Origin of the sequence: Gilliamella sp., assembly GCF_024104075.1 — a bacterium.
GTDB classification, from domain to species: Bacteria; Pseudomonadota; Gammaproteobacteria; order Enterobacterales; family Orbaceae; genus Gilliamella; species Gilliamella bombi.
This window is the reverse complement of sequence record NZ_JAGGHR010000008.1, coordinates 60852-81654: the sequence shown is the minus strand read 5'-3', so window position 1 is coordinate 81654 and position 20803 is coordinate 60852. Positions and strand designations below refer to the sequence as shown.

Below are 20803 nucleotides of genomic sequence, written 5' to 3'. Positions count from 1 at the left end.
TCTAAATAAAACAAAATATTACTTGACAGGTGGAACAAAATGCAGTACCATTTTAGGCACAAGGCACAAGGCACTGGCAAACCTATGTATTAAATTTATCAAATAATCCTATTCGACGAGTTTTTACACAAAACTCCATTATATCATCGCAATTATCTCTCAGATTATTATCGAAATTATTCACAAAATTATTTTCAAAAATCCCATTGGCATTAGCACCGTTGTTATTATTGCCGTACTCATTAGAATCACAGGCATTATCGGCCACGACTTCTGAGCGCATTCACGGTACTGAGCCTTATTTAACCTTTGATGGTGGTGTTACTAAAGTGACTAAAACAGAGGACTTATTAGGTATTAAGTTATCAGATGGTCGAACATTTACATCGCAAAATAATTCTTCATCACCAACAGCGCCAATCAAGTTACCTAATGTAGGGGATACCTTGGCTGATATTGAAATGATAGTCCCGCCATTAAGCGTCTCAATAAATATAAATGACTTAGTGACACAAGGTAAATGGGGAGATGATGATGGAGATGGTCAGGGTACAAATGGTGTTACCGCATTAGGAAGTATATCGTTAGCAATAACTGATAAAGATGGAAATGCTGTTAGTCGTGGCGATGCATTAGATATATGTAATGCACCTTATAAGGTAACCTTAGATAGTTCAGGGGGAACTTTAACTACGCAGTATGGCGTGCCGAATAGTAGTAGGTTTTACGGAGGGACAGCGGAATATTATATCACTTTGCCGTTACCGCCAGTTATTTGTTCGGTCAGGCCGAATTTATTGTATGGTGGCACAACTGGAACTGGCTTGGATTGGGACGACCCACGCTATGCAGGTCCAGCTAACATATGGAATCCAGTTAAGGGTTTTTTAGTTCAGTCAACAACCCCATCATCTTACGGTTTAAATTTTCCAACTACGGGGTCAGATGGATTGTATTTTGATTTGGATATAGGTGGGATAGATGCAAGTCAGTTTACTTGGACCGTTATCACAAGTGGTAGTATAAGAGCAACGGTGAGTTGGATATTACCAAACCAAGGTACAAACGAAGATAAATGGATTAGAGATAAATCCAAGAATGTAACACGGGTAACGTTGAATGGTCCAGAGGCAAGAAGCCAGTGGAGCAATTCTAATCCTAGTCAAATTACCGTGCCATCTTTGCCACAGACATTTGAATTAATCGGTAGGGATAGAAGTGGTAATGAGGTTCGGTATGGATTTGAATTGAGGCAGTGGTTCGTCAATCGGGGAGGTCAAGGGGCTAGCCTTTCTAATCAAACCACATGGTGTAATAGTTTGGGTTATCGAATACCACGGATAAGAGATTTAACTAATGCGAAGTGTGGTGTAGATAATCGTTGGTACCCATGTGTAAATGACATAGATGGCGCTAATCCATCCTCAGGTTTTACTGGCTATCAGCGTCACATAGGAGCAGGCTTTTTCACGGAGTGGGGCGCTATGTCCTACTACACTGATGCGGACTTTGTCTTCGACACCTTCTGGACAAGTGACGCTACAGATACAGATAGCGTTCAGTTCACTGTCTACTCGTACTACGGCGGCGTCGGCAGTTACAGCGATTACTACAGCGGCTTTGCTGTTTGCACTACTCCTTAGCGTTTAGTTCTTAATCCTTAGGGAGCAGAAGGTCTTATGGTGCCTGAGAGGACAATATAGATAAGAATAAAGCCCCCGCGCAAGTTGGGGCTTTTAGCAGGCAAAGCTTGCGAGCCTTGCAAATTTATGGTTCGCTAATAAGTAGTTAAATGTTGATTTTATCCGTAATAAATCAGCAAAAAATTAATCAACTTTATTTTAGCCTTAATTTTGTTACGTTTATGCCGATTTTATGTATATAATTAACGTAAATTCATCTATTGTGTATTATTATGGCTAATGTATCTTCGTTTCGCCAAAAGCAAAGCACTATTTTTGTCGCATTTCTAGTCACAACTTTTATTGTTGGTATTGCTGGTGCTTTACAATCTCCTACTTTAAGTCGATTTCTAACTTTTGAAGTTAATGTTAATTCACGGCTAGTTGGACTTTTTTTTTCTGTTAATGCTTTAGCCAGTATTGTGGGTAGCTTTTTATTGGCTAAATATTCCGATAAAAAGGGCGATAGGCGTTATATTGTTATATTTTGCTGTTTAATGGGCATTGCTAATAGCATTACTTTTGCGTTTACACGTCACTATTTGGTGTTAATCACGCTGGGTGTTTTGTTTGCTGCGTTATCGTCTGCTGCTATGCCACAAATTTTTGCTTTAGCACGCGAATATGCCGTTAAAACTGGGCGTAATGTTGTGGCATTTAATTCACTTATTCGAGCTCAACTTTCGCTTGCTTGGGTATTTGGCCCACCAATTTCTTTTGGCTTAGCTATTAATTTTGGTTTTACGGCAATGTATTTAACGGGCATGTGCATGTTTATGGTCGCGATGCTGTTTGTTGCTATTTTTTTACCTTCGGTTGAAAAAAATCCCACCTCACAATTTAATAACGAAGCAGAGTTACAAGCGGCAAATCAACCACTTTGGAAGAATAGAAATGTGCTTTGTTTATTGCTATCTACGGTATTTATGTGGACAGCAAATATGATGTATATTATTGATATGCCAATTTATGTTGATGTTGTATTACATCTTTCAGATTCATTGCCGGGTGTATTGATGGGGCTTGCTGCTGGTATCGAAATTCCAGTTATGCTCATTGCTGGATATTTAGTGCCACATTTAGGTAAACGAAATCTGTTTTTTATTGCGATTGTTTGCGGTTTGATTTTTTATCTTGGTGTGATTTTTTGTACTGGTAAATATGCTTTATTAGCATTACAGCTCTTTAATGCTCTATTTATTGGTATTGTAGCTAACATTGGTATTATCTATTTTCAGGATTTATTGCCTACCCGAATGGGAGTGGCTTCTACTTTATTTAATAATGGTATTATTTTCAGTATAATTATAGCTGGAATGTTGCAAGGATTTGTATCAGAAGCCTATGGACATGAGGTTATCTATTGGATTGCGTTAGTAATGGTTGCGATATCATTGTTATTCTGTACGTTGGTGAAAGATGTAAAAACTAACGTGGGCTGAAAGTAGATGAATAGTTAGATAATTAATAACAAAATCAATAGTAAATAAATAATTAAGTGTAATTTGTCTTCTTAATAGTTAGGAAGACAAATTACTGAAACAATTAAAGATTAGATGTGTTTAACAGTTTTTCATAAAAGGCATAATCGGTCCTTTCATAACCCAATGGCGTAATGGCAATAAAGTTGGCATTAGCGGCATCAAGTTCTTTATTGTCATCAAGTATTTGTAAATTGCGTTTTGCTCTAAACCAAAAGTAATCATTGCCTTCGGGATCTTGTGTTGGTATCACCATAAAACGACTTACATCGCTATCGCCTTGTTTTGTTATTTTCAAACCTTTAATTTGTTGTGCTGTACATGCAGGAAAATTAACGTTAAAACAAATATTTTGCGCAGATGGTAACGAAAGTAATTTAGCAATAACTGTTTGAGCGTGATGTTTGGCACAACTCCAGTCAGTTGGCTGGTTATCTTCACTGGTTAATTGACTCAATGCAATTGCAGGAATGCCCAAAGTCATAGCCATCATTGCCGCACCAACAGTGCCAGATAACACTGTTTCAAATCCCACATTTGAACCATTATTAATTCCAGATAGTACTAGATCGGGTAGGTTATTAGCCATCAAATATTTAATTGCAAATAGTGAGCAATCGGCAGGTGTGCCATAAACGGCAAATTCTTGTTTTCCACGTTGAACAACTCTAAATGGCGTTTTTAAGCTCACTGAACAAGATACTCCACTTTGATCTATGGCTGGTGCAACTACCCAAACCTCGTGAGCTATCTTTTTTGCCACTTCTTGCAATAGTTTAATACCTGGTGCATCAAAGCCATCATCATTGACTAGTAAAACGCGATTAACTAACTTTTTTAACATATTATTTCCTTATTGAGCAAATGTATTACATTCGTTAATTGCACCGCTATCAAACCCATGTTTAAACCAAGTATAACGTTGCTTAGATGTACCATGGGTAAAACTATCAGGTACAACATAACCTTCACTTTGTTGTTGCAAGCGATCATCACCAATGGCTTTTGCGGTGTTTAAAGCTTGTTCAATATCACCTTCATCCAGTCGATTTTGCTGTTGCATTGCATTGCCCCACATGCCAGCAAAACAATCGGCTTGGAGTTCTAATTTAACCGACAATTGGTTATTTTTGATTGTGGACTGACCTTGTTTTAATTGCTCAACGTGGCTAAATGTGCCCAGCAAATTTTGTATATGATGACCAACTTCATGCGCAATTACATAACCTTGAGCAAAGTCGCCACCACCACCAAGTCGCTGTTTCATCTCTTGATAGAAAGACATATCTAGATAGACAGTTTTGTCAATACTACAATAAAATGGTCCCATAAAGGTTTGACCAGTGCCACAAGATGTTCTTGTAGAGCCTTTATAAAGTACTAACTTAGGGGGAGTATAGGTTTTACCTAAACGTTGAAATTCTTGATGCCAATAATCTTCAGTACTTGCTAAAATGATAGACGTAAATTTGACGGCATCTTCATCATCAATTGAATATTGATTAGTATTTTGTTCGGTACTGTTCGTATCAATTAGTGTTGAATCTAGCAAGCCAGTTAAATCAACACCATAATAGCCAGCAATTAACACTACAATAAATAAAACAATCTTACCTTTACCACCAATTGGAAGTCTTGTTCCTATTTCACTTCCTGATTGTGAGCGACGATCTTCAATGTTATCGCTCTCTCGTTGGTCTCTCCAGCGCATAGGAATTACCTTGTCAGTTTTAGTTTAATTATTTTAATGGATAACAAATAAGTATTCTAGATTAAGTTATTAGCGTTGTTATAAATTGAACCAATTAACTGTATAAAAATAGGTAAAGTATTTGTTTGTAAATTTGGTTATTTCTTGCTTTTTTTAGGTATATAATAGAATCCATACCATTATATCTTTATACTAATATTTGGGTATTGTTATGCCATATTTATTTCTTACTTTGGCGGCTTGTTTTTGGGGTGGTAATTACGTTGTTGGACGTGTTTTAGTTACTCAAGCCGATCCTATGGTAATATCCGAAGGTCGTTGGGTTATTACTGCGCTGTTATTATTGTGTTTATATCAACGTCAAGTTCGTAATGACTTATCCAAAATTAGAAAATCAATTGGTCCCATTTGTTTGTTAGCCATTTTTGGGCAGATTTTATTTCCATTAACACTTTATGTTGGATTGCAATATACCTCATCGCTTAATGCATCAATTTACCTTTCTGCAACACCATGTATGGTGTTGGTTATGAATAAATTGTTATTTAATGATACGATTTCAAAAAATAATATTTTAGGCGTGCTATTTAGTACAATTGGCGTGATTTATTTGATTTTACAAGGAAATCTAACTAATTTAAGTGAGTTGAGTAATATTAATAAAGGGGATTTATGGGCAATGGCATCAGCAATGAGCTGGGCTTGTTATAGCGCATTTATACGGTTAAAAGATAAATCTATATCTGGCAATGCTTTTGTGACTGTTAGTGCCGTGTTGGGTTCGGTCATGTTACTTCCTGTTGCGTTAGTGTATTTTTATTTTTACCCAGTTTCCAACCTAGCGCATTATACCTCAACAAGTTTTTTGCTTGGCTTATTATATATTGCTATTTTTGCGTCTTGGTTATCTTATTTATTTTGGAATAAAGGTATTATGGATATTGGCGCAACACGTGGGCAAATCTATACTCATATTATCCCTTTGTCAGCAGGAATTTTCAGTATTCTATTTTTACATACGCCAGTTGCGTATTTTCATATTGTGTCGATAGTACTAATAGTTATTGGGATCTATTTTTGTTCACGGAAATAGTTAATAATACAAACAATCGTTTTTAAAATAGCTTTAGTTTTGACTTAAAAATCAAGAAAATTTTACAAAATGAGGTTATTTTGCTATAATTAGCACTCAATTTTCACAAAAAGGAATTGTTTTGTTGTTATTTAGTAGAAATTAAAACAAACAAACAAACAATAAAACATTAGTTTTTGCTTTTTTATTATCCTCTTTTTTTATCTTTGCTGTATTTTGCTTCAATTTTAATTAACTGATAAACACTTTTTCAAAGTGTAATCTAAAAAGTATTGTTCTTTGTGTATTAAAAGGTAACCGTTTACCTTGTTGCATCATTCCTTTTTATTATTTGTATGTAAACAGGCGGTATTTTATGAAAAAAATAAGACAGTCCCAAAATAAACCATTAAACATCAACGATATTACTATAATTGATGATAGCAAGTTAAAAAAAGCCATTACCGCAGCAGCACTTGGTAATGCGATGGAGTGGTTTGATTTTGGTGTATATGGCTTTTTAGCCTATGTTTTAGGGCAAGTATTTTTCCCTGATGCATCCCCTAGTGTGCAAATGGTTGCTGCACTCGCCACGTTTTCCGTACCATTTTTAGTTCGGCCGTTAGGCGGTTTAGTGTTTGGGATCCTTGGTGATAAATTTGGACGCCAAAAAGTATTATCAATAACCATCATTATTATGTCGTTAAGCACTTTTTGTATTGGTTTAATTCCTTCTTATGCCTCGATTGGTATTGCTGCACCAATATTATTATTGCTAGCTAAATTTGCGCAAGGATTTTCAATAGGGGGTGAATATTCTGGTGCGGCTATATTTGTTGCCGAATATTCGCCAGATCGCAAACGTGGTTTTATGGGGAGTTGGTTAGATTTTGGTTCGATTGCTGGTTTTTTAGTTGGAGCAGGTTTAGTCGTGCTTTTATCTAGTATTCTTGGCAAAGTTGCATTTCATGATTGGGGCTGGAGAATTCCATTTTTATTCGCTTTACCGCTAGGACTAATTGGGCTTTACTTACGTCATGCGCTAGATGAAACACCGGCATTTCAACAGCATACCGATTTGATGGATCAAAATGTTCGCGATCATATTACTAATCAACCTAAAATGACTTTCAAACAGATTATTATCAAATATTGGAAAAGCCTATTAGTCTGTGTAGGGTTAGTGATTGTTACTAATGTGACTTATTATATGTTGCTTACCTATATGCCTAGTTATTTATCTCATAACTTAAATTACGATACAGATCATGGCGTACTAATTATTATTGCTATCATGATAGGTATGTTATTTGTTCAACCATTAATTGGTTTTATTAGCGATAAAATAGGTCGCAGACCGTTCATTATTGGGGGAAGCTTAGGTTTATTAATTCTTGCTTATCCGTCATTTGTTATGATCAATAGCGATATTATAGGTCTTATCTTTTTAGGATTATTGATTTTAGCTGTATTACTTAACTGTTTTACTGGTGTTATGGCCTCAATTTTACCGGCTATCTTTCCGACTAGTATTCGTTACAGTGCTCTAGCTATATCATTTAATATCTCGGTATTAGTTGCTGGTGCTACTCCAACAGTGGCGGCTTGGTTGGTTGAAGAAAGTAATAATTTATACATGCCAGCTTATTATTTAATGGTTGTAGCATTAGTGGGTTTACTTACAGGCATAAAAATGAAAGAAACCGCAAACCGTCCACTCCGCGGCGCAACGCCTGCAGCATCAGACAGGTCAGAGGCAAAAGAAATATTATCAGATCACTTTGACTCAATAGAACAAAGAGTCGAAGATATAGAACAGCAGATCGAAACATTACAACAACAGCGTCAGAATTTAGTCGATCAACATCCTAAGTTAGATTGATTTTTTTATTTTTTGGGTTTTGTATATTTTGTTTAACATACAAAACCCAAATTTAATAAAATCAAAACGATACATAAGTATTTTTTAACGATAAAATTGACACATCATAGAAATAGCTAAAACACTGCCAACCCTTTTTTTTATTAATAAATAAAAGTAAATAAAAACAAAGTATTATAAAACCGCTATAAAAAAGGGTTTTTGAAAACAGAAATCCTATTTGCCTTTTGCTAAACAGGGTTTATAGTATATCGGTTTCTAGTTTACCGCCGCATAGGCGGTTTAGAAATAATTTCTGGTTTTACTCGACTAGTTTCAATGGTTTACCGCCGCATAGGCGGTTTAGAAAATCTTCACAATAAAGACAACTGCTAATAAAAAGTTTACCGCCGCATAGGCGGTTTAGAAACTGCAGATACTGTTAATTGATTATTATTCTTGGTTTACCGCCGCATAGGCGGTTTAGAAATTAATTGCATCAACCACACCAACAAATGTAACGTTTACCGCCGCATAGGCGGTTTAGAAAATATTTTTCAATGATTTTTAACAAAGTAGCTTGTTTACCGCCGCATAGGCGGTTTAGAAAAAAGCACTATCAAATAATCGAGGGTATCGAATGTTTACCGCCGCATAGGCGGTTTAGAAAAAGGTCCACCCCTCAAGTTTTAACTTGTACATGTTTACCGCCGCATAGGCGGTTTAGAAAAGGCTGGTGCTCTTTCTACAAAATCATAAAAAGTTTACCGCCGCATAGGCGGTTTAGAAAATTCCGCATTAGTAAAAATTGCGAAGACATAAGTTTACCGCCGCATAGGCGGTTTAGAAATGCTTTCTGTGATAATGTAGTAGTAATGTTATGTTTACCGCCGCATAGGCGGTTTAGAAATCAAACGTCGAACTATCAAGAATTCCCTGATTGTTTACCGCCGCATAGGCGGTTTAGAAAAAGATCGTATGGTAGTGACGTTATTAAACTTAGTTTACCGCCGCATAGGCGGTTTAGAAACGTCCGTCGCACAAGGTTTTTAGTGTGTTATTGTTTACCGCCGCATAGGCGGTTTAGAAAAAAAAATATAAATGATTTATTGACGTTTTTGAGTTTACCGCCGCATAGGCGGTTTAGAAATTTTTATAAGTAAACTGTTTATGATTCTCACAGTTTACCGCCGCATAGGCGGTTTAGAAACCTTAGAACGTGTGTACCAGTCAAATCTAGGTGTTTACCGCCACATAGGCGGTTAGAAATTCTGGCATTATTATTTTTAACAGCATGACGTTCACAGCTATATAATAGATTGATTTTATTCAAAATTATTAAGTTAAAAAATAAAATCAATATTCTACCTGATTGATTTTATATAAAAATGTACCGATAATTAAGTGCGCTAAACAAGAGCGATAAATATGTGTAATTTTGGCACAATGTAAAAAATAAAAGAGTTTGAAAGTTTACTGTGAAAAAACTATTTGCGCATTAACTTACTATGATATTGTCGACGATATTCGGTTGGTGTTCGTTCTGTCTTTTTTTTAAAAATCCGACAAAAATAATTACTATCTTTAAACCCCGATGCTAGAGCAATTTCTTTTATATTTAGATCATAATCCTTTAGTAGCGATTTTGCATATTCTAAGCGAATATGATTTAGATATTCATTTAGCCCTATTTTTCCCTCGCTTTGAAATAGATGTGATAAGTAATTGGGTGAAATGTAAAACATATTAGCTAAAAAGTCGCGTGTAATATCTTCACGAAAGTGAGTATCAATATATTGGCGAATGGCTTCATATAGGCAAGTAGTTTTGGATGATGTTTTGATATTGATATTTAACAAATCGAGTGTGTTGCTAAGTAAACTGTGAATAAGATAGTAAGCAGTTTGATTTTGTTTACATGATTGGTTTTGCCAGATAAGTTCGGTCAGCGCTTGAATAATAAATGTACCAACCCGCGGGCCTCGTCTTGGTGTGTTAATTTGCCTAAGTGGAATTAGTTGTGTGCCATCCCAATGCAATAGGCTTATACCAATTTGTTGTTTACCAAACAATATGTTTAATGAAGTAACAGGGTTTGTCCAAATGGGTTTGTTCCAGCTTTGAGCGGAAATATATAAAAGATCATTAATTGATAATATTTTTTCAATAACTTTGCCATTACTATCCGCCCATAGCATCTGTTGCTTTCCTTCTAATATAATTTCAATTCTAGGAAAGTTGACTTGGTAGGCAAGTGAAGGCGGACAAGCATTACTATTGGCAAAATAGATATGATTGATTGACTCTTGGTTATTGACTAGTTTGGTTAGTTTTTCGTTAATGATTTTTGTCATAAATTAAGTTAATGATAAATCAAGTGTGTACTATCGTTTAGATTATATACGCATATGGAAAAGATGAAAATAAGTATAAATTTTTCTTTTATTTAATAAATTAATGTTAATTTTTCGTTGTGTGATCTAAATCTCAATTTCTTATTTAGCGTACAAAAATCCAGTAAATGACAAAATTGTCTTCTAGGCGGTTGGATCAGTTTTTTTTACTATAGCTGTAACGCAAAATTTGTAATACAAAGAGCGTTATATGTATACGTTAATAGATATTTGTTGGTTTTAGCTAGGAGTTAACCATGGAATTATATTTAGATACCGCCGATCTTGTCGCCATTAAACGTTTAGCTAAGGTGTTACCTATTAGTGGGGTTACCACTAATCCAAGCATTGTAGCAAAATCGGGCAAGCCAATTTTTTCGTTATTAGATGAACTACAGGGAGTATTGGGTTCAGATAAATTACTATTTGCTCAGGTACTTTCAAGTAATGCTGATGAAATGATAAAAGAAGCTCATCAGCTTAGAAAAGCAGTACCATCGATTGTGACTAAAATTCCTGTCAATGCTCAAGGATTGATTGCAATTAAAGAGTTAACCCAGCAAGGAATTCCAACTTTGGGAACGGCTGTTTATGGTGCAGGGCAGGGATTTTTAGCTGCATTAGCAGGGGCTAAATATATTGCACCTTATGTTAATCGCATTGATGCTCAAGGCGGAAATAGTAAAGATACAGTACTGGAATTACAAGAATTGTTAGATTTGCACTGTCCACAATCGATGGTGTTAGCCGCAAGCTTTAGAACGCCAAGGCAAGCGTTAGATTGTATGCTTGCTGGTTGTAAGTCTATTACGTTGCCAGTAGATGTGGCTGAGCTATTTATTTCTGATCCAGCTGTTGATGCGGCGATTACTAAGTTTGATCAAGACTGGTGTAATGCTTTTGGTGCGTTATCGTTTTAAATTTATTTTTTAATTTGATTTTTTCTAAACTTGTTTCATCGCTTTTGGGTTAAACAAGTTTATCTATTTTTTCAATTATAAAAATAGCATTATTCTAATATATTTTGTTGTATGATGAGTCATTTAGCAATAAATATAAGGATCAGCTGATGGATGAAAAAATAGGAAAAATCAAATTCAATAAGAAAGTCATCGTCAATGCGTTATTAACAGTATTGAATATTGAAAAAATATCTCCCAGTTTTATTCGCATACAGTTTAGTAGCGATAAACCAGTAAATATCGATCCATTATGGATTTGTCCGTATTTAAAATTGCTTTTTCCTGATCCTTCAACCAATGTAATTACTTTCCCTAAACTTGATGATAATAATAAAATCGCTGTTGATGATAAGCAACGTCAGCTAGTCCGTAGTTATAGTGTGCGCGAATTTGAGCGTGCCTCTAATCAATTTTTTGTTGATTTTGCTATTCATGATACAGGATTGGCTTCAGTGTGGTCGCAAAAAACTAAGATTGGTGACCAAATTGGTTTGATTGCGGCAGCCAGCAAGTTGCGATTTACTGATAATTGTTTGGTGTTAATGGGGGATATTTCGGCTGTGCCCGCCATATGTTATACGCTTGAACATCTTCCTCAAAATCAGAAGGCTTTTGCCTTTATACAGGTTAATCATAAAAGTGATATAGTGCCGTTGCCAGATAATAAAAATATTAAGGTGAATTGGTTTATACAAAATAGGGATAATCCCTTTCAATTAGTTGATGCGGTAATTAATGCTGATTTATCAGAGCAAAATAAGCTGTTGTTTTGGGGAGGGATGGAGCGTTCGTTGGCACAATCTGTTCGTCATGCTATTAAAGATAAATATATACATTTGTCGCCTGATGCTTTTCATATTACTAGTTACTGGCGAGAAGGTTTCGCCGAAGGCGAATTTAAACATCGTGAATAATTAACGGTTACTTTTATGAATATTCTTGCTCATTTGCATTTGGCTACGTTAGCACGTAGTTCGTTGATTGGTAATACAGTTGCTGATTTTGTTAAAGGTGATCCTTATTTAATTTATAACTCTAATATTGCCGATGGCATTATGCTACACCGTAAAATTGATAAATTGACCGATAGCCTGCTTGAAGTTAAGAAAGCCAAGCTGCTGTTTAGAAAATCGCATCAGCGAGTTGCACCCATTACATTAGATATTGTGTGGGATCATTTTTTGTCAAAGCATTGGGCTAATTATGGTTTGTTGTCGAGTGTGTCTCAATTTAATCAAGTAACAAAAGCTCATATCCAACCTTATATTGACGTTTATCCGGTAGATTATCAGCATTTTATGAATTCAATGTGGCAAGGGGAGTGGCTCGAAAATTATGCTTCTATTGACTTTGTTGGTAATGTCCTTAGTGGCATGGCAAATAGACGACCAAAATTATATTTGTTAAAAGAAACAATTGTTGATGTTAAGCAGCATTATGCTCAATTAGAGTCGTTATTTTTTTTGTTATATCCCAAAATCTGTTTAATAGTAAAAGATAGCACCAGCTAAACTGGATTTTGGTGCTACCAGTTCAAGCCGCTATGCTTAAACCAGTAGTGTTTTAGATTATTTGCTGTTAATTTGGCAATATCAGTTTGCCATCTGCTTTTTGGATAATGCTGTTGCTATTTGGCGTTTGAGCTATCGGTTTTAGGTTGTTGTCGGTTATTTGTGGCGCATAACCGCTTTTACCTCCACGAGTTTTGGTACGTACAACTTGGCTTACTGGTAGCGTAGCGTTGTTGGTTAAGTTAGCCCATAACCACTCGATGGCATCTTCGCCATAATAATCAATTGGTAGTAATGTGTTGTCAAATGGGGCTCGGCCATCTAAGTAGCTGGCGTTTTCTACTTCAATATATCGCAGTTGTGATTGTTTACCTTCAACTAAGCTATTTAGTGCGACATAAGCGCGCGATGTATAATTTGGTAATTGTTTAACATTGTTCCGACCATGGACAATAAAGGTTTTTATACCATGTAAGTTACCCGATGCCATAACTTGTTTTATGCCTTCTTTAATGCGTGGTTCTTGTGATTTTTTATAAACACAGATCGATCCTTTAGTGCCGTAATCGATTGTATTTTTCGTTTGCGAGCTAGAATAAAATTCACGTCTTGGGGTGTTGAGATCTTCGTTTTCAACTAGATCCAAAACCGTTGCATTACGGCCATTCCAAAGCGGTAAATGGCCGTTAGCCATTCCCCATATTTGTTCAAACGAAATTTCTTTTAATGGTGCAACTTTTCCTGTGTTGTTAATTGGGTTTTGCTGGGTGCTTGCTACCGAAAAATTGCACATATTTTCGGTGACACTATATTTGCCATAGGCACTAATATATTGATATGGTAGACCAATAGATTCAGTGTAGTAAAAATAGGGTAGTTGAATATCCATTTCTGGTGTCCAACCATTTTTATGTAGTTTTTCTAACGCTTCTTTTGGTGTTCCTGTAGTAAGTAACTTTGCTTTTTTAAGGGCGTTACAGCGCTCTTGTGAATAAAGAAAATAATCAGCATAAGGTACATAAGCATCGTCTTTATAAGCTGTTATGGCTGGTATGGCACATGGTATATATAACGCACCATAAGCACTGTAATTAGCAATAGATTTGGCTTCTAACTTTTGCGAGTTGTTGTTGCCGATTTTGAGTTTAACTGAGGCTTTGTCAAGATTTGGTTGAATTTGTGGATTAACTGCAACAATACCGTCAATCATATTTTGATCATCTAATTCGCCAGCTTTTAATGCTGCTCCACCACCATCGCTTGCGCCATAGACTAAAACCAGAGTGTTGTCTTTGTTAAATATAGCTTGATCATTCGGTGAAAACATAATATTAAGTTCATAAAAAGCAAATTCTAGGGATTTTAATACGTGTTCCCCCCAGCGGGCTTCGGCATTGAGTTGCGAGTGTAGTTGTTTTATAGCATAGCGGTGGGGATATTTTTTGATATATTTTTCTTTATTATTAATCGAAGGAGAGAATAAGATGTTACCGCTTTGTACTTCTCCCCAAACGGTGAATCCAAGTTTGCGTTCAATATCATAAATGCCGTTACCTAGCCCTTTGTCGTTATATACTACTGCACAGTTGTGACGGAGTCCCCATAATCCACGAATCTGTATATCTTTGGTATTAAATATTCCATCCGAATCACTAGCAGGAACCGCAACAATGCAAGGTTTATTTTTGTTAAAATCAAGTGGAATTTGTAGCAACATGCCAACACCGTCTTGTCTTTGTACGGCTGATATTTCGGTACCTGCAATTTTACCGTCAAACAAAGGAGTTAGTTCTTGCTTTCTAAAACCAAATAGTGTTCCTTCACCAATTTTGGTGTCAATATAGCGATTTAGTTTGGCTTGTCGGCGTTCTTGAAAGTTTGGTTTAGCTGGAATTTCAACTTCTGGTACGATAGTGGTGGTTGATAATGGGGTAAACCCAAGCCCAGCTGTAACAAGGTCATCACTATCACCATCATAATAAGCCAATGTATTGCGGACTAGCCACTTTGGCTTTTTAATTGTGTTATCAATTGGGGATGGCGTGCTGCTGTTAGTTTCAGTATTGGTTGTTATAGTTGTGGTTGACGTTGCCGTTTTGCCGTCAGCTTTTGTGTTAGAGGTGGTTGATTTTGTGGTATTGGACTGTGCCATTAATGGCATAGTAACAGCGGCAAAAAATATCAATGAGGCTAACGTTCTTAATTTTATCTTTTTCATTTTCAATACCATGCAATGTTATTCTGTTACATAAAATCTTAATAAAAAATTAGGTATATGCTAGTTAACACGTTATATAGTTTTAATTTTTTGAGGTGTAATTATACACTATATTTTTGTTATGCGTTATTAGGTAAATTGAGATTGCAAATTGCCCAAAAGGCAGCAATGATTTTCTCTGATAATCTTCTTTTTTGTACACAAATACCAACATCAAACGGTTCCATTAAGTTTGTTGACCATTCGGTTATGCGCTCTCTTATTCGTTCAGGGCTATTGTCCATTACGACTTTAGGTAATAAGGCTACCCCACAACCTAAAGCAACCATCGATACAATGGCTTCGTGTCCTGCGACCGTAGCATAAATTTTGGGATTGGAAATTTTTCTTTGCTTAAACCATAAATCAATACGGTGGCGACTAGGGCCATGTTCAGGCAATATAAAGGGAATATTATGCCAGTCAGGCTGTTTTTGATGTAATCTGTCACTAAACGTGCTATTAAGTTTAGGTATTAGCAATACCATTTCAATTTCGCCAAATTTTAAAAACTCAATACCAGTAGGGAGCTGTTTTGGTTTGCCTGCTATAGCTAAATCGGCTTCATTTGCTTGAATTTTCTTTACAGCGTCAGCAGCATCACCCGTTGATAGTTTGATTTCAACTAGAGGATAGTGGATCCTAAAGCGATCAAGTATTTCAGGTAGATGGCTATATGCAGCGGTGACTGAACAAAATAGAGTGAGTTCGCCGACAATTTGTTGGTTAGATTGATCTAAATCATATTTTAGTTGTTGGTGCATGTTTATTACTTGTTGAGCAAAACGTTTAACTTTTTCGCCCTCCGAAGTGATTTGTACTTGCCTATTGTCTCGAATAAATAGCGCGTGACCAAAATGTTCTTCAAGTCGTTGGATCTGCCTTGATAAGGTTGATGGACTAACATGCATAGCATTTGCCGTTATACCAAAGTGACAGGTTTCGCATAAATGTAAATACAATTTTAAATCACGAATGTTCATAGCAAATCCCAGTTTTTATACTTAAACATATAGTTACCTGAAACTTTTTAACAAAAAGCAGTAAATAGTGCATTACTTATTAAGTCAAATATTATGCATAGATAAATAAATAAGGCAAATAACGTTGCATATAACATCAATAGCAAAACAGGCAGATACCTGCTAAAATATGTGATTATTTTTGTGTGAGTTAAAACAGTTTTATGACAGAACAAGCTTATTTAGACGAAGTTAATGCACGTCGCACTTTTGCAATTATATCTCACCCCGATGCTGGTAAAACAACCATTACCGAAAAGGTATTGTTATTTGGTCATGCGATTCAAACAGCTGGTACAGTTAAAGGACGAGGCGCTAATGCCCAACATGCGAAATCAGACTGGATGGAAATGGAAAAACAACGTGGTATTTCAATTACTACATCTGTTATGCAGTTTCCTTATAATGACTGCTTAGTTAATTTATTAGACACTCCAGGGCACGAGGATTTTTCTGAAGATACTTATCGTACGCTAACAGCGGTTGATAGTTGTTTGATGGTAATTGATGCAGCAAAAGGGGTTGAAGATCGTACTCGCAAATTAATGGAAGTGACACGATTACGCAATACACCAATTTTAACCTTTATGAATAAGTTAGACCGTGATATTCGCGATCCAATGGAACTGCTTGATGAGGTTGAAAACGAGTTAAATATTATGTGCGCCCCTATTACTTGGCCGATTGGTTGTGGCAAGTTATTTAAAGGTGTTTACCATTTAGCTAAAGACGAAACTTACCTTTACCAATCAGGGAAAGGTCATACAATACAAGAGGTCCGAATTATTAAAGGGTTAACTAACCCTGATTTGGATTTAGCGGTGGGTGATGATTTAGCGCAGCAACTGCGTGAAGAGCTTGAATTAGTGCAAGGCGCATCAAACGAATTTGATTTAGATGCTTTCTTGTCAGGCGATTTAACGCCAGTCTTTTTTGGTACGGCATTGGGTAATTTTGGCGTGGATCATATGCTTGATGGTTTAACAGCTTGGGCACCAACTCCTCAACCTCGTCAAACCGATAAGCGTGAAGTCGAATCATCAGAAGAAAAGTTCAGTGGTTTTGTTTTTAAAATTCAAGCCAATATGGATCCTAAACACCGTGACCGCGTTGCATTTATGCGCATTGTATCCGGTAAATATGAAAAGGGCATGAAGTTACGACATGTACGTATTGCTAAAGATATCAATATTTCTGACGCCTTAACATTTATGGCAGGTGATCGTGAACATGTTGAAGAAGCCTATGCTGGTGATATCATTGGTTTACATAATCATGGCACGATTCAAATAGGTGATACTTTTACACAAGGTGAAGATCTGAAATTTACAGGCATTCCTAACTTTGCACCAGAACTGTTTCGTCGAATTCGTCTTAAAGATCCACTTAAACAAAAGCAGTTATTAAAGGGGTTAGTTCAATTGTCCGAAGAGGGTGCTGTACAAGTGTTTCGTCCATTAACCAATAATGACTTAATTGTGGGAGCTGTAGGGGTGCTACAATTTGATGTGGTGGTTGCTCGTTTAAAATCAGAGTATAACGTTGAAGCCATTTATGAGCCAGTTAATGTGACAACAGCGCGTTGGGTTGAGTGCTCAGATGTGAAAAAACTGGAAGAGTTTAAACGAAAATGTGAACAAAATTTGGCCTTAGATGGCGGGGATAATCTATCTTATGTGGCACCAAGTATGGTTAATTTAAATTTAACTCAAGAAAGATATCCTGATATTGGGTTTAGAAAAACTCGAGAACATTAATTGTATTCATCACAAAATAGCGGAATCTATCATTATGTTTAAGCATTTTGATACATCCGCTTCTTTCTTTTTAACCGTATTTTTTTGATGATAAAGTCAAGCGAGTGAATATTATGGATTTGAAAAATAAAAAAATAGTCAATTTAATAATTAGTAGTGTTATTGGATTATTAACTATGACTACTTCACCGATATTGTTTGCTATTGAAAATAAGCTTGTGAGCCCAGTTTTGTTAGAAAAAGTTCAGCAAAGCGAGCGCGATAAGCGCCAATATGAGGTGGTTGAGCTAGCAAATAAAATGCGAGTGTTACTTGTTTCAGATCCTAATGCTGTAAAATCACTGGCATCATTAGCACTGCCTGTCGGCTCGTTGCAAGATCCCAAAGAGCAACAAGGGTTGGCTCATTATGCTGAACATATGGTATTAATGGGATCGAAAAATTATCCAGAACCAGCAAGCTTTTCTCAATTTTTAAGTCGTCATTCGGGAAGTTATAATGCTAGCACTGCGGCACATAGAACAGCTTTTTATTTTGAAGTTGAAAATAGCGCATTTGATAAAGCACTGGATTATTTAGCTGATGCTATTGCTGAGCCCAATTTAGATCCTAAATTTGCCGATAAAGAACGTAATGCAGTTAACGCTGAATTGACAATGGCCAGATCAAATGATGGTTTTAGGATCGGGCAAGTTGATTCTGAAACAATTAATCAAAACCATCCAGCTTCTCAATTTTCAGGTGGTAATTTAGAAACGTTAAGTGATAAAGAAAATAGTAAATTACAAGATGCTTTAGTGAATTTTCATAAAGATTATTATTCAGCCAATATTATGGTTGGAGTGATGTATAGCAATCAGTCGATCAATAAATTGACAAAATTAGCTGAAAATAGTTTTGGTAAAATCCCTAATAAAAATATTAATGCCCCAATAGTTGATAAACCCGCTATAACACCAAATGTGTTAAATAAACAAATTTCTATGGTACCAGCACAACCCAAAAAGCTATTGTTTTTACAGTTTCCGATTGAAAATAACTTGGCTAAATTTGCTGATAAAACCGATGAGTATATTACTTATTTAATCTGTAACAGTAGTCATAATACGTTGTCTGATCAGTTACAAAAACAAGGTTTAATTGAAGGAATTAGTTCATCTATCAATCCTATCCGTTATGGTAATAGTGGTATATTGAGTATTAATGTGAGTTTAACCGACGATGGACTTGCTCAAAAAGATAAAGTTATTGGCGCTATTTTTAATTATTTACAGTTGATTCAAAAAGAGGGCATTTCTGACGCTTATTATCAAGAGATTCAAAAGGTATTAGCGTTAGAGTTTAAATATCAAGATGTCGAGCGTGATATGTCATATGTAGAATGGCTATCAGATCAAATGTTGTTGTATCCAGTTCAAAATGTGTTAAATTCAGATTATGTTGCTACTCATTTTGATAAATCAGCTATTACGGCACGTTTAAAAAGTTTGACTGCCAATAATGCTAGAATTTGGGTGATTTCGCCAAACCAAACTACCAATAAAACTGCTTATTTTGTCGATGCGCCTTATAAAATTGATAATATCACTAGCGAGCAAAAAGCAAGTTGGTTAGCACTAGGCAAAAATTTTACATTTAGTTTGCCTGAGCTCAATCCTTATATACCTGATAATTTTACGATTTTAAAACAAAATCGTAATCAAGCGCAACCTGAAAAATTTAGTAAGCGCGGTAATCATATTCATTTTGCTAGCCAGTATTTTAAAAATGAACCTAAAGCTGCTATTGTTGTTTCATTACGCAATAATCAGGCTACTAGCGACGTAAAAGCTGTGGTTGCTTTTAATCTGCTTGATTATATTGTTAGTCGTAATTTAGAACAATTGCGATTTCAGGCTGGAGTTGCTGGTATTTCATTATCAACTGGTAATGATAATGGCTTAATGATTTCAGCCAGCGGTTTTAGTCAGCATTTACCAAAAATGGTTACGGCCATACTTGATAACTATCGCAAGGCCACTATTGATGAGCAAAGTTTAGCATTAGCTAAATCTTGGTATTTGCAAGAATTGGATAAAGCCGATCATGCTAAGAGTTATCGGTTAGCGGTTAATCCTATTAATGCATTGTCGGTATTACCGCATTATTTTGAACGAGATGAAAAACGACAAATTACAGCAAATATGACCATTAATGATGTATTAGCTTACCGTGATAACTTATTAACTCACTCAGTACCTTATATGCTTAGCTTGGGTAATTTGTCTAATGAGGACTCTTTAGATCTTTATCATGCCATCCAGAAAACATTAGTGCGTGATGTTGAATTTACTCCTGTTAATAATATTCAGATTAAAAACTCGTTAGAGGCTAAAATAACTCAACATGCAAAAAGCACTGATAATGCTTTGATGATGAGCTATATTCCAATGGGTTATGATCGAATTAGTAGTAGCATGATAAGTTATACTCTTTCTAAAATTATTTCACCTTGGTTTTATGATCAGTTACGCACCAATGAGCAACTAGGTTATGCTGTATTTGCAGAGCCTATTACGGTTGGTGATTCGTCGGGAATGAGTTTTATTATCCAAAGTAATCAATATGATCCGGCTTATTTAATTAAACGCTACCAAGAATTTTATCCAGTTATGCTGAATAAATTGCAAGCATTATCGAAAAAAGATATTGAGCAATATAAAAAAGCGGTACTTGATGAATTGAAAATGCCTCCGCAAACATTGGATGAGGAGTTTGGTCGTTATATGCCTGACTACCGTAATTCACGTTTTGCGTTTGATTTAAAGGATAAAAAAATCGAGCAATTGCAAAAAATTACTAAGCAAGATTTGATTGATTTTTATAAACGTTCAGTAATGCACCCTAACGGATTTGTAATGGCATCACAAGTACTTGGCAATACAACTGATATATTAAAGCAGCCACAAGCAATAACTGAGTATACCGAATATAAGAATGCATCAGCTTTGCAGGCTATATTACTACAGTCACAAACTAAATAAATTGTTATAAATAATAGAAAAGTTAATTCAATAGGAGAAAAAACTTAGATAGGAATAAAACATTTTGCCAA

General features: G+C 35.7%; 14 protein-coding genes and 1 CRISPR repeat array. Of the genes, 9 read left to right on the top strand and 5 right to left on the bottom strand.

Translation table 11 applies throughout. The features are described from left to right. Positions 1 to 206 precede the first annotated feature (206 nt). Positions 207 to 1643 carry a hypothetical protein gene (locus J6569_RS04095; RefSeq protein ID WP_296317725.1) on the top strand — a complete coding sequence of 479 codons (1437 nt, stop codon included), beginning with the start codon at positions 207 to 209 and terminating at the stop codon, positions 1641 to 1643. A 272-nt stretch (positions 1644 to 1915) separates the two neighbouring features. Continuing rightward, on the top strand, positions 1916 to 3124 hold the full coding sequence (locus J6569_RS04090) for an MFS transporter (RefSeq protein WP_296317723.1): 1209 nt from the start codon (positions 1916 to 1918) through the stop codon (positions 3122 to 3124). 103 nt (positions 3125 to 3227) lie between these two features. Here the strand turns inward: J6569_RS04090 and surE are convergent, their stop codons facing one another. Both surE and J6569_RS04080 read right to left on the bottom strand, forming a co-directional pair. Then, positions 3228 to 4007, bottom strand: a complete 780-nt coding sequence (gene surE, locus J6569_RS04085; protein WP_065607505.1) for a 5'/3'-nucleotidase SurE — start codon at positions 4005 to 4007, stop codon at positions 3228 to 3230. Between the two features lie 9 nt (positions 4008 to 4016). After that, the gene (locus tag J6569_RS04080; RefSeq protein WP_296317720.1) at positions 4017 to 4874 is read right to left on the bottom strand and encodes a neutral zinc metallopeptidase; all 858 of its coding nucleotides are present in this window, start codon (positions 4872 to 4874) and stop codon (positions 4017 to 4019) included. Between the two features lie 211 nt (positions 4875 to 5085). Here J6569_RS04080 and J6569_RS04075 point away from each other — a divergent pair, with 211 nt between their 5' ends. Beyond that, on the top strand, positions 5086 to 5967 hold the full coding sequence (locus J6569_RS04075) for a DMT family transporter (protein ID WP_065589261.1): 882 nt from the start codon (positions 5086 to 5088) through the stop codon (positions 5965 to 5967). A 355-nt stretch (positions 5968 to 6322) separates the two neighbouring features. Further along, entirely contained in the window at positions 6323 to 7828 is a 1506-nt protein-coding gene (gene proP, locus J6569_RS04070; protein ID WP_065559897.1) for a glycine betaine/L-proline transporter ProP, read from the top strand. A 261-nt stretch (positions 7829 to 8089) separates the two neighbouring features. Further along, a CRISPR array of direct repeats spans positions 8090 to 9077; the repeat unit is 28 nt; unit sequence GTTTACCGCCGCATAGGCGGTTTAGAAA. 217 nt (positions 9078 to 9294) lie between these two features. Here proP and J6569_RS04065 read toward each other — a convergent pair. Beyond that, positions 9295 to 10161, bottom strand: coding sequence for an AraC family transcriptional regulator (locus J6569_RS04065; protein WP_174799510.1), 867 nt, complete (start codon positions 10159 to 10161; stop codon positions 9295 to 9297). Positions 10162 to 10457: 296 nt separating this feature from the next. Here J6569_RS04065 and fsa point away from each other — a divergent pair, with 296 nt between their 5' ends. The 3 genes from fsa (at position 10458) to J6569_RS04050 (ending at position 12673) form a co-directional block, all read left to right on the top strand. Further along, positions 10458 to 11120, top strand: coding sequence for a fructose-6-phosphate aldolase (gene fsa, locus J6569_RS04060; protein ID WP_174799511.1), 663 nt, complete (start codon positions 10458 to 10460; stop codon positions 11118 to 11120). Positions 11121 to 11269: 149 nt separating this feature from the next. Continuing rightward, the gene (locus J6569_RS04055; RefSeq protein WP_174799364.1) at positions 11270 to 12076 is read left to right on the top strand and encodes a siderophore-interacting protein; all 807 of its coding nucleotides are present in this window, start codon (positions 11270 to 11272) and stop codon (positions 12074 to 12076) included. Positions 12077 to 12091: 15 nt separating this feature from the next. Continuing rightward, positions 12092 to 12673 (top strand): ACP phosphodiesterase, encoded by a 582-nt coding sequence (locus J6569_RS04050; protein WP_296317714.1) that lies wholly within the window; start codon positions 12092 to 12094, stop codon positions 12671 to 12673. Positions 12674 to 12740: 67 nt separating this feature from the next. Here J6569_RS04050 and J6569_RS04045 read toward each other — a convergent pair whose 3' ends face one another. Beyond that, positions 12741 to 14891, bottom strand: coding sequence for a 3-hydroxybutyrate oligomer hydrolase family protein (locus J6569_RS04045; protein ID WP_296317712.1), 2151 nt, complete (start codon positions 14889 to 14891; stop codon positions 12741 to 12743). Positions 14892 to 15010: 119 nt separating this feature from the next. Further along, positions 15011 to 15913 carry an HTH-type transcriptional activator IlvY gene (ilvY, locus tag J6569_RS04040; RefSeq protein ID WP_085163939.1) on the bottom strand — a complete coding sequence of 301 codons (903 nt, stop codon included), beginning with the start codon at positions 15911 to 15913 and terminating at the stop codon, positions 15011 to 15013. A gap of 203 nt (positions 15914 to 16116) precedes the next feature. On the opposite strand from ilvY, the gene prfC reads away from it, so the two are divergent. Continuing rightward, the gene (gene prfC / locus J6569_RS04035) at positions 16117 to 17709 is read left to right on the top strand and encodes a peptide chain release factor 3 (RefSeq protein ID WP_296317708.1); all 1593 of its coding nucleotides are present in this window, start codon (positions 16117 to 16119) and stop codon (positions 17707 to 17709) included. Positions 17710 to 17885: 176 nt separating this feature from the next. Continuing rightward, entirely contained in the window at positions 17886 to 20732 is a 2847-nt protein-coding gene (gene ptrA / locus J6569_RS04030) for a pitrilysin (RefSeq protein ID WP_296317706.1), read from the top strand. Positions 20733 to 20803: the final 71 nt, after the last annotated feature.

Coding starts and splice junctions, on each gene's coding strand:
- J6569_RS04090 (WP_296317723.1), top strand. CDS start 1,916: ATGGCTAATGTATCTTCGTTTCGCCAAAAGCAAAGCACTATTTTTGTC.
- surE (WP_065607505.1), bottom strand. CDS start 4,007: ATGTTAAAAAAGTTAGTTAATCGCGTTTTACTAGTCAATGATGATGGC.
- J6569_RS04080 (WP_296317720.1), bottom strand. CDS start 4,874: ATGCGCTGGAGAGACCAACGAGAGAGCGATAACATTGAAGATCGTCGC.
- J6569_RS04075 (WP_065589261.1), top strand. CDS start 5,086: ATGCCATATTTATTTCTTACTTTGGCGGCTTGTTTTTGGGGTGGTAAT.
- proP (WP_065559897.1), top strand. CDS start 6,323: ATGAAAAAAATAAGACAGTCCCAAAATAAACCATTAAACATCAACGAT.
- J6569_RS04065 (WP_174799510.1), bottom strand. CDS start 10,161: ATGACAAAAATCATTAACGAAAAACTAACCAAACTAGTCAATAACCAA.
- fsa (WP_174799511.1), top strand. CDS start 10,458: ATGGAATTATATTTAGATACCGCCGATCTTGTCGCCATTAAACGTTTA.
- J6569_RS04055 (WP_174799364.1), top strand. CDS start 11,270: ATGGATGAAAAAATAGGAAAAATCAAATTCAATAAGAAAGTCATCGTC.
- J6569_RS04050 (WP_296317714.1), top strand. CDS start 12,092: ATGAATATTCTTGCTCATTTGCATTTGGCTACGTTAGCACGTAGTTCG.
- J6569_RS04045 (WP_296317712.1), bottom strand. CDS start 14,891: ATGAAAAAGATAAAATTAAGAACGTTAGCCTCATTGATATTTTTTGCC.
- ilvY (WP_085163939.1), bottom strand. CDS start 15,913: ATGAACATTCGTGATTTAAAATTGTATTTACATTTATGCGAAACCTGT.
- prfC (WP_296317708.1), top strand. CDS start 16,117: ATGACAGAACAAGCTTATTTAGACGAAGTTAATGCACGTCGCACTTTT.
- ptrA (WP_296317706.1), top strand. CDS start 17,886: ATGACTACTTCACCGATATTGTTTGCTATTGAAAATAAGCTTGTGAGC.